The organism is Shewanella yunxiaonensis, from assembly GCF_018223345.1.
GTDB lineage: Bacteria > Pseudomonadota > Gammaproteobacteria > Enterobacterales > Shewanellaceae > Shewanella > Shewanella yunxiaonensis.
Window position 1 is genome coordinate 2,429,765 of record NZ_CP073587.1, and the last position, 16,254, is coordinate 2,446,018.

The window sequence follows — 16,254 nt, forward strand, 5'->3', positions numbered from 1 at the left end:
CCCTATTCCTTGGTAAGTACAATAGTCTGCCAAGTCACGTTACTACGACCAAGTTGATCTGTAACTAATTGTGATTTAGTAAGAAGTTTTAAGTGCTGCATCTCTGCATGTGCAATTAATTTCTCAACGTCAATGGGATAAGCAATACGACCGTCGCTAAATTCTCCCACACGCAATGTCATGACGAGTATTCCACCAATATTCAGCAGGTAGCTCAAATTATTTAATGCTTGCTGTTGTTCATGTTGATTCAAATGCATCAACACAGCAGAAAGTAAAATTAAATCATACCTTAAGTTCAATACTTTTATTAATGATAAGTTTGGTAATGTATCCGCAATCCAATCTATTGGAAGATAAGTCTGGCTTTTATATATCTCAGACAAATGTTCGGATTTTATTGCTAGCTCTCGCAAAGAATTCGCCGGTTCAACAGCAATGACTCTCCATCCTTTTGCAGCTAAGAATTTTGCATCTCGCCCTGAACCTGCACCAACATCCAAAGCAGTACCAATTGCGCGTTTATCAAGTTCTGGTAGCCAAAAGGCATGAACTTGCTCAGAAGTTACAGACTCATACTGCTTAAAAAATGAGTCTGCATTGTGCTGATAAATATCATTACTCATTTCAATCTCATTTTTTGAATTAGTGACCGCCAATTAATCTCACAATTACGTTCAGTTTAACGGTTACAAATAAATGCCAGTCTAACTTACTACAACGTTTTTAGGACGAGACGCCAACCAACGACGCCATTGCTGTTCAAGTGCCGCAAGCCCTCCTGGATAACTCGCGTTCAAGGTCTGCACCATATCAATTGGCTTACATCGAAAATGTACAACCGCAGAGAAAAGATCTTTTAGCGCATTTTTGCCTTCTGATTGCGACATCAAAAAATACATTAGTGCGTGACTGTACTGATAGAACAAGGTCTGATTTTGCGCCCAATCCCCATCTGTAGCATTAAACAAATTAATAAGTTGCATTGGTGAATGACGAACTAACGACCAGTCTCCTGGTTGAATTGTTACGTTAAAACCGTCTAAATCCATATTCTCAAAATATTCAGCCATTCCTTCATTAAACCAACGAGGCGTAATGCCAAATTGTGCGGCATTCATGACATGTACCGATTCATGAACTGCAGTGGCAAACCCTTGAGTATCGGTGCGATACCAAACGACTGCGAGGTTATCTCGATGGCTGTAAAAGCCTTGAGAATTAACGTTAAGCGTATAATAACGCATAAAAATGTCATCATAGACAGCCTTACTTTGTATAAGCGTAACGTCCACTCGTACCGGAAGTAGTTCTTCTGGAGGTAAAAGCGTTCGGTAAATGCCATCGACCTGACGTAAATACGCTGATAAACGGTCTTTGAAAAAAGGCTTTATACCGCTAGATAATGCATGAATGCTGAGATCAAAGTTATAGGTCGGTGATTGATAATTAGTCTGCGCCGCAGACATTGCATCACGACGATCGGAGAAATGTTCAGTACCGACATTATCGGTCCAATGATAAATATTTTGCTGCTTTGGTCGCTTGACCTTATTCGCATTGCCGGAACATATGCCGCTATGAAATTCAATGAGGCGATTTGACAGAGTATGACCTGATGACAACAAGGTTGAGCTATCCAAATCATACGGCTCAGCCTTCTTTAAAATTAATGAACAACTCGACCATTTCTGCCGGAAACACACATAGTGTAGTTCTACTTCTAGTCTTGTTATATAACCGGCCAACGAACGGTTAAGCCATCGGTTATCTATTTGAAAAACTAAAACGGTAATAGCGATACAAGCGACTATAAATAGTAACCAACGCGATATGCGACGTTCCATGCCCTATGTCCTTTTTTCATCCTTTTAAACGCGCCACTCTGACTATAGCGCGCGGGTTCTGCTTTCTCACTACAAAAAAGCCCGGCGAGTGGCCGGGCAATTACTGCTTTAGCTAACAAAGTTTAAGAGGATGGAATATCTAAGAGTTGCGTTTGTACTTGGGCAAGCGTACCGCTGATATTGATTGCCAACTTTAATTGGCCGATGGTGTCGCCAAGCTTTTCCAGACTGCCGGGGGTAAATATATATTCCCCTGGAGTTTCTAGCGCGGTAATGGTGCCGGAACAAGCATCTACACTAGCGTTACACTCAAAACGTACCGCCTTATGCCAAGGAAACGCAAACGCAGACACCTGCTCTCCCGGAATATTCAGGTACATCACCACATAGTTAGCACCCGCATCAGTCACTGGCTCTGCGGAATCAGTACTGAGAGAAAAAGTCACGGCTTTGGTAGCTGCATCAATACTCTCAACATTGATATTAAGGCTGGTCGCATCGTTCACTGACACGTAACTGGGTTCTGGTGTTGTCGGTGTTGTTGGTGTGGTAGCAGTGTTGTCATCAGAGCCACCACAACCACCAAATGTCAGGGCTGCAGAGATTAATAACAGGTTATGGTATTTCATCACCGCCTCCTAATGACAATCACTACAGGTATAATCTGCATGAGCACTGGTCAGCCCGGCGGAGACATCATGTTCGCTATGACAGCTCTGGCATTCCATTTGAGAGTTAACATCGGTGGCGAAATAAGTGTCTGGCTCTCTCTTGGTACTACTGTGACATGCGCCACAATCACTATTGCTATCGGCAACGGTAGCAACATCCAAGGTGCCATCTAATGCTTTATTGAGGTAATCCGCGGTGATATAGGCAACCTCAGCTGTTACCTGTGCACAACGTTCAAGTTTAGCCGCATGACTCGTACCAAATTTGCTTTGCTTTGACCATAAAGTGACTGATGTATGGCACAAAATGGATTTAGCTACTGATTGACCAATAAGCTCGGCAGTCAAAGGTTCGCCAGCGTTAGTTGTACGCGTGGGCGCGCCGATAGCGGTTAGAAATTCACTGTCGCCCCAAGGCATCGAAGTGCTTTCATAATAGTGGTAGACCGAGCGGATCACTTTAGTCCGGTCAACACCGGCAAGCATGTTTACCGCCATGGCTGCCGCGTTAACACACCCACACAGTGATCCCCAGCCACTGACACCACCACCGCCATAAACGGTAATATTGGTAGGTATTGCCGCAAATTTGCAGGCATCTTCATGACCTTGAGCGGCGAGCTCCTTCACTATGGCGTCAAAAACACCATACATGCAGCCGCCTTTGCCATAATCTTCGTACGCACGTTTTGCTACTGCGAGTGGATCAACCTTAACGTAGGTCAGTAAATTTGCAGCCAAATCGCTACTGCCATCACTACCTATGCCAATCGCGCTATCACCCGCACAAGTGTCTGCCGCCATAGCATTTGCCATGATCCCCCCACCCGCAGCGACACTGACCAAGCCAATAATCTGTCCCATTGCCTGACGTCGATTTATATTCATCGTTTCACCCCACATTTGTTATTTTGCAAATTGCACAAATGCAAATTGCAGATAATTAAAATTAATAAAATCAACTACTTAATGGCGTATGCCAGATTAGACAGATAATTGTTATGTGAATGTGATCAATGACTACTTATTGTCAATTTATGCAAATAATCTTTTTAAGATTATTTTCATATAACAATAAGTTATCCGTCAGCTGGCCACACAAAATATGTTCATGAACGGTTGGGCACTGTCGTCATATACTGAGATGATTGGAAACGCATTTTCTGTAATACTTCTATAATTGGCCCCAACAGGGTAATGGCTGCGTAAAGGGAAGTTACAAACCAAAAGACTGAATAAATGATGAAAAGATCCAGCTTAAGGTCGCAAATATTATTTGCTGCTGCTTTGGCATGTTTTGCCATTCTTTCTGCGCAGGTGACGATTCGCTATCTGTGGACAATTCCACAGTTCGCTGAACTCGCTCGCTATAACGATAAACTGGATTTGCTGCGACTTAAGGCCGCGATCAATGCACAACTGCGGAAATTACAGAATTTTGCTTATGACAACGGCGTCTGGGACGAGGTCTATCAAAAAGCCCAGTCAGGCGACCGACAATGGTTTCAGCAAAGCTTTATGATCCAAAGGTCTCTGCAAAAGTTATCTATCAATGGACTCTATTTTTACAACAATAGCGGCCAGCTATTAGCTGGAATGAGTATTGATAATGACGGGCAATTACTAGATGTAAAAATGTTAACCCAACCGTCGTTAATGGCTAAGAGCCTGCTCATCCACCCGAATGAAATAGTCGCAAATCAGTTAAAGCCCATTACAAAAACCAATTTTATTACCATCAATAACGCTCCGGCTGTCGTCATCAGCCAAAGTCTGGCACCTTCTAATGAGATAGGGCCTAATGCTGGAACGCTCGTACTTTGGCATTACATTGATCAACAGTTTATCAGCGAAATGTTACCGTCGGCCCATGACAATATATTCATTATTCCACCGGAAAAAGTTGGCAATATTGCGAACGATATTAGCGCTAACCTGCAAACAGATGATGTTCAGGTGAAACTACATGATAAGAGCCTCTATCTCGGAATTCTGGGCATAGACAATCAGTTGCTGTTAGCCATCAAAGTGCCGCAAAGTCCAAGGCTCTATGATGAAGAACTGTTCAATCCAGCACTTATTGCTGGCATAGTTGTTTCGATCTTTACCTTATTTCTGCTTTATTTATTCATCAGTCGCAAACTGGTAAATCCCATTCGTAACCTTTTAAAAACAATTAGCTACGTTAATTTCAGTAACGATTACACCGCCAGAACCAATCTGACAGGACACAACGAAATTCATAAGTTAGGCAGATTAATTGATCGGATGTTTGATCTGGTTGAAAGGCAACAACGCAAACTGACGCAAAAAAATCAGCAACTGCAAAATCTTAGTAATACCGATGCATTAACCGGACTGGCAAATCGCCGTTATCTGGATGAATATCTGACAGCACTGCACAGCGCTGGAGCCAATCGTAAACAACCACTCGCAATGCTGGTGGTTGATGTGGATTACTTCAAGCGATACAACGATTTTTACGGACACGCCTTAGGCGATAAAGTACTACAACAAGTGGCAACCACCTTTCAGGAGAGCACCCATAGAGCGACGGATCTGGTTTGCCGCTATGGCGGAGAAGAATTCGTATTAGTCTTGGAAAATACCAGTAAAGAAGAGGCGGTGACAGTGGCAAACCACCTCTGTCACGCCGTAGAAGCTTTAGGCATCCCCCATCAGACATCAGCCAATACAAACGTCATCACGATCTCAATTGGTATTGCTGCAAAACCTGCTGACGAAATTATTGAATGCGAAACCTTGTTTGCCTGGGCTGATGCCGCGTTGTATATCGCCAAAGAAAATGGTCGCAATCGTTATGAGATAGCCTGACGAAACTCAAGCCGCAAGGCTATCTCGTCTAGGAGGGTTGCAGCACTAAAATGATATTGGCGACACCAGCCTTTATTGCTTAGGGCCTCGCTTGCGGCGTCACATTTATTTCATTTATTCGAATGATTTATGCGAATTTTCGCCGTTGTTTTAAAAATTTTAGAACGTAACATGATCACAGAACAAGGAATTACAGGCAGTTGTGCAGTACTGGTGTTCCTGAATTTCTACTCGATAAACCCGGCTACCAAGCTGCCGGAATACTGTCTCAGAGAGGAAAGATATGCGTCTTTTGAAAAAAGTTACACTGGGAATTGCTTTTGCCAGCTTAACAGGCTTGAGTGCCGGTGCAATGGCCGAAACATTTCAACTCGATCCAACCCACACAAGTGTCATTGTGTCTTGGAACCACTTTGGCTTTTCTAACCCAACCGCCAGTTTCAATGATGTCACTGGTACCCTGAACTTCGACGACGCCGATGCGGCCAAGTCTAAAGTCAGTGTAAAAATCCCGGTTAAGACTGTGGACACTCGTGTACCTGCGTTGACTAAAGAATTTTTAGCCAAAGATTACTTCGATGCAGAAGGACATCCAGAAGCCACGTTTGACAGCACTAAAGTTGTGAAAACTGCCGCGAATGAATATGACGTTACCGGTAAGCTGACAATAAAAGGCATCACTAAAGAAGTGGTGTTGCACGCCAAATTGAATAAAGAAGGTGAGCATCCAATGAAGAAAAAACCTACTGTAGGTTTTGATGCGACTACCGTCATCAAACGTTCTGAATTCGGTATGGGCCAATACGTACCATATGTCAGCGATGAAGTGACCATTCACATCAGCACTGAAGCCAGCACTCTGTAATCCGGCACTAACAAGTTTTAAGAACGCCGCCCACCTCGTCCCTGTGGGCGGTGTTCTTTTGCTATTTTCAATATCCGCCTTTAAGCCGCTACCAAGCGCTGACCCAGCAAAACATTTACTTCCGCTATTCCGCCATTTTTCCAATAGCGCTATGCTGCTGCCATCAGAGATTCATCATGCAAAGGAATACCAATTTGCACAAATTACAGTTTCCGCCTGAGCCGTTCGGAACAGTGCTAGGTCACGCACCTGGAGGTGTGGCCATTTACTCCAGCGATTATGCCACCGCCGATCCAGAGCAGTTTCGCAATCATGCGGCATATCGCAGTTACATCGGCAACGAATATATGGGACATAAATGGCAATGTGTGGAATTTGCCCGACGCTGGTTGTATCTCAACCGCGGGTTGGTGTTTACCGATGTGCCGATGGCCTATGATATTTTTGCCTTAAGACACCTGCGCCGCGTAGAGGATGATGCACTGTTGCCGCTGCAGGCTTTTGCCAATGGCAGTAAGAGAATGCCAGAAGCTGGCGCGCTACTGATCTGGGCTGCGGGTGGTGAATTTGACGTCACCGGACATGTCGCGGTGATAACTGAGGTGTTATCCGATAAAGTGCGGATTGCCGAACAGAATCTGGAACATTGTAAATTGCCTGCGGGGCAACAATGGTGCCGCGAATTACAGTTGGCGACCACTGATGGCGGCTATCGCATCATTGAAGGTTTCTGCGACACTCGCATTCTTGGTTGGATGATCCAGACCGAAGAGACGACTTATGCAGAACCGGCACACTGGACCAACCCAAAATTATTCGATCTCAATAGCCGAAAAGTCACCGACAAAGGACAGTTCACGGGCCCTTGGCTAGATGAGCACGACCCACTGCAATTGGCGTTTGTGCATGCGATGGGCGGACACTTTCTCACTGATAAAACAGCTGAGCAATGCCGTTATTTCAGGATGTCGGAAACTGCAGAACGGGAGCTTATCCGCGCGACCAACGAGCTGCATCTGATGTATTTACACGCCACTGAGCGGGTGCTACGAGATGATGAACTGCTGTCCAACTTCAACATTCCCAAAGTACTGTGGCCGCGCTTGAGACGTTCCTGGCAAACACGGCGCCACCAGATGATTAATGGCCGTTTTGACTTCTGTATAACCCACAAGGGACTCAAGGTTTACGAATACAATGCCGATTCGGCTTCCTGTCACACTGAAGCGGGACTCATTCAGGGATTATGGGGAAAACAAGCCGGTGATGTTGACGGCTATGATGCGGCCGAAGATCTCTTGTCTGCCTTGGTTGAAGCCTGGCGTCACAGTGATGCCAGTGGCACAGTTCACATCTTGCAGGATGATGACAAAGAGGAAAACTATCATGCGCTGTTTATGCAGCGGGCGATGACCCAAGCGGGGATCAGCAGCAAGATTGTACGCGGCCTGCAGCAACTGCATTGGAACGACGCCGGAGAAGTGGTCGATAAAGATGGTGAAGCCATTAACTGTGTCTGGAAAACCTGGGCTTGGGAAACCGCCCTGGAGCAAATCCGCGCTGAGTGTGAAGACGATGACCGCGCCCCACCTATCCGTACCGGGACACCCAATACACCGGTTCGACTGGTCGATGTACTGCTACGCCCCACGGTACAAGTATTTGAGCCACTATGGACGCTGATCCCCAGTAACAAGGCAATCCTGCCAGTGTTGTGGAGCTTGTTTCCACATCATCGTTACCTGCTAGACAGTGCTTTTGAGCTGACTGATGAGCTTAAACAGCATGGGTACGTGATAAAACCGATTGCTGGTCGCTGTGGCGATAACATCAGTCTGGTAGACAAGCACGAGCAGCAACTGGGACAAACCGAAGGCCGCTTTGCCCACCAGCAACAGATTTATCAGGAGTTATGGCGCCTGCCAAAAATCGATGGCTACCGGGTACAGGTGTGTACCTTTGCGGTCGGAGGTAGTTATGGCGGTAGTTGCGTGAGAGTCGACGATTCGCTGATTATCACTACCGACAGTGACTTATTGCCACTGCGGGTAGTGCCTGATGATGAGTTGTAAACAACCAAACTTGTAATGAAATTGCCGGCTGATCGTCAGTGCTTTTTCTGACGGTCAGCAATCGCATCGGTGACCGCAAATAATACACCGGACACCACAAATGTCAGGTGAATGCCGACTTTCCAACCTAACACACTACTACTAAGATCTCCGGCGGCGACAAAAGCCTTGAGCAGTTCTACGGCAGAAATTGCGACAATTGCCCCGATCAGTTTTAACTTGAGATCGGAAAATCCCACTTTACCCATCCATGCCGGCCGGTCTTCATGATCATCCACCGACATTTTCGATACAAAATTTTCGTAACCGCTGAAGGCGATAATCAACAACAGGCTGGCCAACAACGCGCTGTCCACCAGTGTCAGGATGCTGACGATTGACTCTTCCGGTGTTGCACTGATAATACCGACTAATAAGTGGTACAACTCTTTAAAAAATTTCACCAACAGCGCCACTACCGCCAGCATCAACCCAAAAAAGAACGGTGCCAATAACCACCGTGACCGAAATAATAGATGCTCAAGTACGGTTTCGAGCTTAGACATTGAGGTAACACTCCCTGAAAATACAGCGCCAATAAACTGATAAGTAAAATCATTACCGATTTTAAGAATTTCAGCAACTCTCGGTTTTTGTTATGAAATTATAATGACTCTGATTGCTGAAATTCGCAGCGGATAAAATGGAAAAGGAGCCATCAAATGGCTCCTTTTTGCAATATTAACTTCTCGATGAATGGCTATAGCGCTTCATTGATACTTTGTTGAATTGTCGTCGTTGGGCGGCCAATTAAAGCGGACAATTGCTTGCTGTTATCAAATAATCCACCTATGGCAGCACCGGATTCTGAGTTTGCCAACATGACAGCAACGGGTGCGGGTAAACCGACCTGCTCCAATAAGGCGATGAACTCGGATTCTGATAGATTGTTATAGACCACCGTTTTACCACTGGCAGCACTGATGTAATCGGCAAATTGGCTCAGGGTGAACGCCTCGTCACCTGCGAGTTCATATACTTTACCGGCTTGCGCTGGTTGAGTTAGCACCTTGGCGGCCGCTGCAGCAAAATCTGCGCGACTGGCAGTGGCTAATTTGCCATCATTGGCACATCCAAAAACCGCCCCATGTTCTATAGCTGACGCCACACTAACGGTATAATTTTCGTTGTACCAGCCGTTACGTAAAATGACCGCCGGAATGCCACTCCGGTTAATGTATGCCTCGGTGAACAGATGTTCCTCAGCAAGCATCAATGGCGAAATGTCAGCGTGTAGCAGACTAGTGTAAGCCAATAAACTCACCCCCGCGGCTTTTGCCGCATCGATAGCGGCTTTATGCTGCGGTGCTCGTTTACCAATTTCGCTGGATGAGATCAGCAACAACTTATCAACGCCAGCGAACGCGCTGAGCAAGGTCTCCGGAGCATCATAGTCTGCATGGCGAACTTGGACACCTTTGGCTGCCAGATCAGCCGCCTTATTTACATTACGCACGGCGGCCACAATCTGCGCAGCTGGCACGACTTTTAACAACTCATCAATCACCAGACGCCCCAGTTGTCCGGTTGCTCCTGTTACTGCCAACATAATTTCGCTCCTTACAAAGGTTTTACCTAAAATCAGATGTCACTGGTGATGTAACACCGTTGCGAGCTATACTATCGCCTTAACAAACTTTTAGTAAGTACGCACAAAAAGGTAAGTATAGATGGCAAATTGTATGGCGGATAAATTTTTGGCAAAAAAGATGCTGCGAGGCGACCTGTTTTCAGATAAATGCCCGTCACGCGACGTGCTTAAACATGTTACCAGTCGCTGGGGCGTACTGGTGTTGCTGGCACTATTAGATGGCAAACAACATCGTTTCAGCGCCCTCAAACGCAAGATTCTGGGGGTGAGCGAAAAAATGCTGGCGCAGACGCTGCAACAACTGGAAGGTGATGGGTTTGTGGATCGTACGGTTTATCCGGTAGTCCCGCCACACGTGGAATACCAATTAACAGCCTCCGGAGTGCAGATAGCACAACAGGTAGTGGGTTTAGCTGACTGGATAGAAGAAAATCTGCTGCAAATCCTGCAAGCACAACAACAATATCAAAACCAACAAAATGATGGCCCACAACATTGGCAATCATGAGCTGACGAGTAGTGGATAAGCGCACAAAACTTACGCTAATCCACCGTAGGTAATTGCTTTGCCGTACATCGACCTTTATTGTCTGTACATCATGCCTGAATGATGATTAACAAGGACGCTTTCATGGCCATTACCTCCCTCAATACGCAACAGCTGTATCGTCGCGCTGACCTAAGTCGGCTGGGAGATACCCGCTCTACCCGCGCGCTGGAACCTCTGGACGATATTATCGGCCAAGAACGCGCACAAAGTGCTGTCGAATTTGCCATGTCGATTCGCGACAAGGGCTATAACATCTTTGCCTTAGGCCGCAGCGGCCTTGGTAAGCGCACCATGATGCTGCGCTATCTGAAGCGTCATAAGCAACAGGAACTCGAACTGAGTGACTGGTGTTATGTCGCCAATTTTGATGAACCCCGGACCCCCATGGTCTTACAGCTGCCTGCCGGCACGGGAGCACAGTTTAAAAAAGAAGTCGAAAAAACAGTGCAACGCTTGGTCAAAGCCTTGCCGTTAGCCTTTGATAATGAAGTCTATTATCGCCGAGCTGACAAACTAAAAACACAACTGACACAACGCCAGGAAGCCACATTGGCGGAACTTGCGGCGGAAGCCAAAGAGAAGCACGTCCGGTTAACGATCAGCACCGATGGCGATTATCAGTTGATGGCGCTTGATGGTGAAGAACCACACACCGATGAAAGTTATGCCGCACTCCCAGAAGCAGAACGCAATAAATTTGAAGAGAATATCCGCCATCTGGAATCCCGTCTGCGCGGCATCGTGCGCCAGCTGACCGAGTGGGAAGAAGAGTTCAGCACTAAACAGCAACATCACGATGAGCAAGTGGCACGTGAAGTGCTGAGCCATTTTTTTAAGCCGCTAAAAGATGATTACCGAGCCATACCGGAAATCCGCAATTATTTAACGGCGATGCAGAAGGATATGCTCAGCAATCTGGATATTTTTCTGGAGCAGAGTGAAGACCAGTTAGGCCTCGCCTACGCGTCGTTGGAAAAGAAAATGCCACGGCGATATCAAGTGAATCTGCTGGTGACGCAAGAGCAACCCAAGTTTCCTGTGGTGGTAGAGGAAAATCCTACCTATCACGGACTGTTCGGCTATGTCGAAAACGCCACCTACCGCGGTACTGTGTTTACTGATTTTTCACTGATCCGTCCCGGTAGCTTACATCGCGCCAATGGCGGCGTATTGCTGATGGATGCCATCAAAGTATTGGAGCGCCCTTATGTCTGGGACGGTCTCAAACGGGCATTACGTTCAAGGACATTGGATCTCAATTCGCTGGAACGTGAAGTCTCGCTCTCTGGCGCGGTATCGCTCGAACCTGAACCGATCCCATTAGACGTCAAAATTGTGTTGTTTGGTGACTATCAAACCTACCAGTTGCTGCAACACTATGATCCGGATTTTTGTGAACTATTCCGAGTCACCGCCGATTTTGAAGACACCATGCCCCGCAGTGCCAAGGTGGAAAGCCTGTACGCACGTTTTATCTCTTCGATTGTGCATGATAATCAGCTGCTACATTGCGATCTCTCGGCGATTGCTCGCATTATTGAATACAGCTCCCGCCAAGCGGAAGACCAAACCCAACTATCATTACATTCTGCGAATGTGGCTAATCTGCTGCGCGAAAGTCATTACTGTGCGCGTTCGGCCAATGCCAGAGCGATTCGTGCTATCCATGTAGAACAGGCGCTAGCACAGCAGGAGCAACGTGTCTCAAGACTGCGCGATCAGTTGATGCTGGGCTTTACTCAGGGCACCAACCTGATTGATGTCAAAGGCAAAGAGGTGGGACAGATCAATGCCTTATCCGTCATATCCACCAGTGACCATCAATTTGGTATGCCCAATCGCATTACCGCTAGTACCAGCTTCGGTAAGGGGGAGGTACTCGATATTGAACATAAAGCCCGTCTTGGCGGTAAAATTCATTCTAAAGGCGTATGGATTTTGTCGGCCTTCATCAACAGTCTTTTGGGCAAAGATAAAGCCATTCCGCTAACCACGTCCCTCACCTTTGAACAGTCCTACTCCGGGGTGGATGGTGACAGTGCTTCAATGGCGGAATGCTGTGCGATTCTGTCCGCCATCAGTGGTGTGCCACTGCGACAAGACATTGCCATTACCGGCTCCATGAATCAATTCGGTGAAGCACAGCCTATCGGCGGTGTTAATGAAAAAATTGAAGGCTTCTTCGATGTTTGTATGCTTAAAGGTCGCAAACAAACACAAGGCGTGATTATCCCCGTCAGTAACGTCAACAATCTAATGCTCAAAAAGGCCGTTGTAGATGCTGTCGCCAAAGGGAAATTTCATATTTGGAGCGTCAACCATGTCACTGAAGCACTGACGATTTTGTGTGATATGGATGCCGGGATCACGGATAAACCCCAGCAGTATCCGCCACACAGTGTTCTGGGGATGGCAACCGCTAATCTTGCCGCATTGCGGGATAACGACAAGGAACACTGATCAGTGAACACCCGCACAGCCATCATTCCGCTACTACTTACCGCGCTGCTGGCCTTTAGCGGTAAAGCCACGCCGACGGAAGCACCTGAAAGTGTCGTTACTGTGGCGAATGATGTGTGGCCGCCATTTGTTGAAAATGAGGGTAAAAGCGGTCTGGCGCTGGATATTGTATCGGCGGCAATGCTCACTCAGGGGATTCGCATAGAAGTCACAATAAAACCCTGGGCACGGGCGATGAAGGATGTGAATGACGGCAAGAATGATTTGTTGCTTGCAACCTGGTCATCGCCTGAACGACAAAAATCATTGCTGTTCTCAGAGCCCTATCTTAAAAATCGCTTGCGCTTTATCAAACGCGCCGGCGATCCCTTTGAATACACCGGGCTAAACTCATTACAGGGTAAACGCATTGGCATAGTAAATGACTATAGCTATACCGATGAGTTTGCTCGCAGTGATAAGTTTATTCGGGAACCACATCAGGATCTGCTGGCTAATCTGCGTATGCTGGCAGTAAAAAGACTGGATTTAACGGTTGAAGATGAAATTGTTGCCAGCTATCGTTTTTACCAGTTACATCTGGTGGACAGCTATCAATTTACCGGGCCACCGCTAACTGTAAAAGATCTCTGTGTCTCTTCCGGCCGCAACAATCCTAAAAGTCAGGCCCTGATCAAAGCGTTCAACCAAGGCCTGAAAGTCATTATGGATAATGGCGTGTATGAGCAGCTGTTAACTCATTACGGAGCTATGTTGCATTCCAAGGAGATGCCAGAGATTATCCGTCCGCTCAATCCGGCAGCGAATTATCCCGCAGCACCAGTCTCGCCCATGTACGCTAGTACAGTGTTGCCAGCATCTCGTCTGAATACGCGGTAGTCGGCTCGCCCTGCCTTACTTTGGCAACATAATCCGGGTTAGCGATAAACGGACGACCGATGGCAATTAAATCGAATTTACCTTCGGCAATGGCCTGACTTGCACTGTCAGCGCTGTAACCACCAACCCCCACCAGAGTCTGCTGATAATGATGACGCAAATATGCAGATGCCTGACCATCCAGGTAGTCAAATCGCAAGCTGTCATCAAAAATCCCCAAATGCACATAGGCTAACTGCCGTTGTTCCAGTTGAGGTAACAGGTAATCGAATACCTCACGGTCACGACTGTCAGTGCCCATATTGACATAAGCACCGGGAGACAACCGAATTCCGGTACGTTCACGCCCAATGGCGGCAATAATTGCATCGGTAACCTGCAATGGGAAGCGACTCATATTCTCAGGGCTAGCGCCATATTCGTCTTCTCGGCGGTTACTGTCATTATGCAGAAACTCATCAATCAGATACGCATTAGCACCGTGAATTTCCACACCGTCAAAACCTGCTTCTATGGCATTTTCAGCTGCTTTGGCGTAATCACTCACTAACTGTTGGATCTCATCCACTGTCAGTGCTTTAGGCGTTTCATACTTCAATTCACGCATTCTGGGAACTGTGCCATCAAGCGCCACGGCAGAGGGCGCAACGGTGTACTCCCCGCCAAAAAAGTAGGTGTGCGCGACGCGCCCGGTATGCCACAACTGAGCGAAGATCAGGCCACCTTTTGCATGTACAGCATCAGTTACTTTGCGCCAACCTTGGATCTGTTCAGCGGTATATAACCCGGGAGTGTTTGGGTATCCCTGCCCATCGGGACGAATGATTGTGGCTTCACTAACGATTAAGCCCGCATCAGCACGACGGGCATAATAAGCGGCCATATCCTCAGTAGGCACCAATCCAGGCCCGGCCATACAACGAGTGAGTGGCGCCATCAATATCCGGTTTTTCAGCGTAATTTTGTCATTCAGACGATAAGGTTCGAACAAAATGTCGTACATGAATACTTCCTCAAAGGGCAAAAACTAGCAGCCTCGACGCACGGTCAACAGCTGAGAATATTCTTGAATAGACATTCAAGATAAAGTTTCTGCCGCGTGGGCGCAAGTTATTTTTGAACACGCATTCAATAATGGGTAAACTTATTACATCTAGTTGGATGAGATGCCATGAGAAACGCTGAATTCGATCGAGAACAAGTGCTGCGTAACGCCATGTATGCCTTTATGGATAAAGGCTACAGCAAAACCAGTATGCAGGACCTGACCAAAGCCACTGGGCTCCATCCTGGTTCTATCTACTGTGCATTTGAAAATAAGCGCGGTTTGCTGTTAGCGGCTATTGATCAATATCATCAGGATCGCAGTGCACAGTTACAGCAGCTATTTGCCACCCAATGGCCATTTAAACAAAAACTGCAACGCTATTTGGATGAGATTGTCGCAGAGTGTCTCAGTTGTGATGCGTCACAGGCTTGTCTTTTAGTTAAAGTACTCACAGAGATAGGTGAGCAAGATAGCGACATTAATGCCAAAGCCTCTGAACACCTACAGCAATGGCAACAAACGCTGCAAAGCGCCTATGAACAGGCGATTAACGAGGGTGAACTGCCTCCACATCCTGGTGCAGAAGCATCAGCACAGTTTCTGATGATGGGGATATATGGTTTACGAACCTATGCCCATACGCATCCCGATGCACAGGATTTAAAACGGCTAGCGTCTATGCTTACCCAACAATTTTTCTGATTAATTAGCCCTAAATCCGATACGGAAACTGCGCCAATGTCGGCCATTGTCACAGATAAGTCGAGCACAGGCCCCAGTATCTCGATCCTAGGTCGGCAAAAATATCGTTGCAGTTGACGACTGGTTTTTCAGCAATACCCAAGTCAAAGATTTATTAAACTGATCGGAAGTAACTGTTGGATTAGGTAGCGAGCAAAACGAAGAAAGGCCGCTAAGCGGCCTTTCTACAGGAAATTACATCAGTTTTTATTTGGAGAGATCCATTTCCTGGATGATTTCATGCGCAATTGGCGGTGTAGTGCAGCTAGGCTTTTCATGTAAGTCTGCCTTTAACTGACCTTTTCTATGTTTAAGCGCAGTTTCCAATTTTTTCACAGCCACGGCAATAGCCGGATACATCACTTCATCATCACCAGAAGCGGCAACTGCGACACCTTCATAATTAGTGCGGATATCTACCTGATGCTGACCATGTTCCTTCGCAATAATCACATCAAATCCGATTAGTCCGGGGAAATGTTTGATAATTTTTGAAAACTTCTCTTCCACATGGGCACGTACCGACGGTGTTACATCTACATGGTGACCTGAAATCTGGATTTTCATAGGCTTTCCCTCTTTCCATTGACTCTTTTATAGAGCTTGGGACTTTTACAGGAAAACACAAGAGCCCACGGCGAATAAAATTGCTCGTG

15 protein-coding genes are annotated in these 16,254 nt (G+C 46.6%); 7 read left to right on the forward strand and 8 right to left on the reverse strand.

What is annotated here, in order from left to right:
* Positions 1–2: 2 nt before the first annotated feature.
* The 4 genes from KDN34_RS11105 to KDN34_RS11120 all read right to left on the reverse strand — a co-directional run bounded on the left by KDN34_RS11105 (position 3) and on the right by KDN34_RS11120 (position 3,406).
* A complete protein-coding gene (locus KDN34_RS11105) occupies positions 3–626 on the reverse strand; it encodes a class I SAM-dependent methyltransferase (protein WP_212593850.1) in 624 nt (207 codons plus the stop codon).
* Positions 627–707: 81 nt separating this feature from the next.
* Complete coding sequence (locus tag KDN34_RS11110; protein WP_212593851.1) at positions 708–1,847, reverse strand: hypothetical protein; 1,140 nt, start codon at positions 1,845–1,847, stop codon at positions 708–710.
* Between the two features lie 122 nt (positions 1,848–1,969).
* Entirely contained in the window at positions 1,970–2,476 is a 507-nt protein-coding gene (locus KDN34_RS11115; RefSeq protein ID WP_212593852.1) for a hypothetical protein, read from the reverse strand.
* 9 nt (positions 2,477–2,485) lie between these two features.
* Entirely contained in the window at positions 2,486–3,406 is a 921-nt protein-coding gene (locus KDN34_RS11120) for a C-GCAxxG-C-C family (seleno)protein (protein ID WP_212593853.1), read from the reverse strand.
* A 351-nt stretch (positions 3,407–3,757) separates the two neighbouring features.
* Here KDN34_RS11120 and KDN34_RS11125 point away from each other — a divergent pair, with 351 nt between their 5' ends.
* The 3 genes from KDN34_RS11125 (at position 3,758) to gss (ending at position 8,290) form a co-directional block, all read left to right on the forward strand.
* Positions 3,758–5,353: a sensor domain-containing diguanylate cyclase gene (locus KDN34_RS11125; RefSeq protein WP_212593854.1), complete on the forward strand. Its 1,596-nt coding sequence runs from the start codon at positions 3,758–3,760 to the stop codon at positions 5,351–5,353.
* Positions 5,354–5,636: 283 nt separating this feature from the next.
* A complete protein-coding gene (locus KDN34_RS11130) occupies positions 5,637–6,218 on the forward strand; it encodes a YceI family protein (protein WP_228730319.1) in 582 nt (193 codons plus the stop codon).
* A 194-nt stretch (positions 6,219–6,412) separates the two neighbouring features.
* Positions 6,413–8,290: a bifunctional glutathionylspermidine amidase/synthase gene (gss, locus tag KDN34_RS11135; protein WP_228730320.1), complete on the forward strand. Its 1,878-nt coding sequence runs from the start codon at positions 6,413–6,415 to the stop codon at positions 8,288–8,290.
* Between the two features lie 35 nt (positions 8,291–8,325).
* Here the strand turns inward: gss and KDN34_RS11140 are convergent, their stop codons facing one another.
* Together KDN34_RS11140 and KDN34_RS11145 are read right to left on the reverse strand one after the other, a co-directional pair.
* Positions 8,326–8,835, reverse strand: coding sequence for a TIGR00645 family protein (locus KDN34_RS11140; RefSeq protein WP_228730321.1), 510 nt, complete (start codon positions 8,833–8,835; stop codon positions 8,326–8,328).
* A 194-nt stretch (positions 8,836–9,029) separates the two neighbouring features.
* Positions 9,030–9,878, reverse strand: coding sequence for an SDR family oxidoreductase (locus tag KDN34_RS11145; protein WP_212593856.1), 849 nt, complete (start codon positions 9,876–9,878; stop codon positions 9,030–9,032).
* A 133-nt stretch (positions 9,879–10,011) separates the two neighbouring features.
* On the opposite strand from KDN34_RS11145, the gene KDN34_RS11150 reads away from it, so the two are divergent.
* The 3 genes from KDN34_RS11150 (at position 10,012) to KDN34_RS11160 (ending at position 13,809) form a co-directional block, all read left to right on the forward strand.
* Positions 10,012–10,428, forward strand: coding sequence for a winged helix-turn-helix transcriptional regulator (locus tag KDN34_RS11150; protein WP_212593857.1), 417 nt, complete (start codon positions 10,012–10,014; stop codon positions 10,426–10,428).
* 123 nt (positions 10,429–10,551) lie between these two features.
* A complete protein-coding gene (locus KDN34_RS11155; protein ID WP_212593858.1) occupies positions 10,552–12,930 on the forward strand; it encodes a Lon protease family protein in 2,379 nt (792 codons plus the stop codon).
* A 3-nt stretch (positions 12,931–12,933) separates the two neighbouring features.
* A complete protein-coding gene (locus KDN34_RS11160) occupies positions 12,934–13,809 on the forward strand; it encodes a transporter substrate-binding domain-containing protein (RefSeq protein ID WP_212593859.1) in 876 nt (291 codons plus the stop codon).
* On the opposite strand, the gene KDN34_RS11165 is transcribed toward KDN34_RS11160, so the two are convergent.
* Positions 13,769–14,812: an alkene reductase gene (locus KDN34_RS11165; protein ID WP_212593860.1), complete on the reverse strand. Its 1,044-nt coding sequence runs from the start codon at positions 14,810–14,812 to the stop codon at positions 13,769–13,771. The two genes, KDN34_RS11160 and KDN34_RS11165, sit on opposite strands and share 41 nt — an antisense overlap.
* 168 nt (positions 14,813–14,980) lie before the next feature.
* Here KDN34_RS11165 and KDN34_RS11170 point away from each other — a divergent pair, with 168 nt between their 5' ends.
* On the forward strand, positions 14,981–15,559 hold the full coding sequence (locus KDN34_RS11170; RefSeq protein ID WP_212593861.1) for a TetR/AcrR family transcriptional regulator: 579 nt from the start codon (positions 14,981–14,983) through the stop codon (positions 15,557–15,559).
* A gap of 246 nt (positions 15,560–15,805) precedes the next feature.
* Here the strand turns inward: KDN34_RS11170 and hpf are convergent, their stop codons facing one another.
* Positions 15,806–16,165, reverse strand: a complete 360-nt coding sequence (hpf, locus tag KDN34_RS11175; RefSeq protein ID WP_212593862.1) for a ribosome hibernation-promoting factor, HPF/YfiA family — start codon at positions 16,163–16,165, stop codon at positions 15,806–15,808.
* Positions 16,166–16,254 lie beyond the last annotated feature (89 nt).

What these genes read in the sequence shown, in the direction of transcription:
- KDN34_RS11145 (WP_212593856.1), bottom strand. Translation starts at nt 9,878, where the DNA reads ATGTTGGCAGTAACAGGAGCAACCGGACAACTGGGGCGTCTGGTGATT.
- KDN34_RS11170 (WP_212593861.1), top strand. Translation starts at nt 14,981, where the DNA reads ATGAGAAACGCTGAATTCGATCGAGAACAAGTGCTGCGTAACGCCATG.
- KDN34_RS11115 (WP_212593852.1), bottom strand. Translation starts at nt 2,476, where the DNA reads ATGAAATACCATAACCTGTTATTAATCTCTGCAGCCCTGACATTTGGT.
- KDN34_RS11120 (WP_212593853.1), bottom strand. Translation starts at nt 3,406, where the DNA reads ATGAATATAAATCGACGTCAGGCAATGGGACAGATTATTGGCTTGGTC.
- KDN34_RS11105 (WP_212593850.1), bottom strand. Translation starts at nt 626, where the DNA reads ATGAGTAATGATATTTATCAGCACAATGCAGACTCATTTTTTAAGCAG.
- KDN34_RS11150 (WP_212593857.1), top strand. Translation starts at nt 10,012, where the DNA reads ATGGCGGATAAATTTTTGGCAAAAAAGATGCTGCGAGGCGACCTGTTT.
- KDN34_RS11165 (WP_212593860.1), bottom strand. Translation starts at nt 14,812, where the DNA reads ATGTACGACATTTTGTTCGAACCTTATCGTCTGAATGACAAAATTACG.
- KDN34_RS11130 (WP_228730319.1), top strand. Translation starts at nt 5,637, where the DNA reads ATGCGTCTTTTGAAAAAAGTTACACTGGGAATTGCTTTTGCCAGCTTA.
- KDN34_RS11140 (WP_228730321.1), bottom strand. Translation starts at nt 8,835, where the DNA reads ATGTCTAAGCTCGAAACCGTACTTGAGCATCTATTATTTCGGTCACGG.
- KDN34_RS11110 (WP_212593851.1), bottom strand. Translation starts at nt 1,847, where the DNA reads ATGGAACGTCGCATATCGCGTTGGTTACTATTTATAGTCGCTTGTATC.
- KDN34_RS11155 (WP_212593858.1), top strand. Translation starts at nt 10,552, where the DNA reads ATGGCCATTACCTCCCTCAATACGCAACAGCTGTATCGTCGCGCTGAC.
- KDN34_RS11125 (WP_212593854.1), top strand. Translation starts at nt 3,758, where the DNA reads ATGATGAAAAGATCCAGCTTAAGGTCGCAAATATTATTTGCTGCTGCT.
- hpf (WP_212593862.1), bottom strand. Translation starts at nt 16,165, where the DNA reads ATGAAAATCCAGATTTCAGGTCACCATGTAGATGTAACACCGTCGGTA.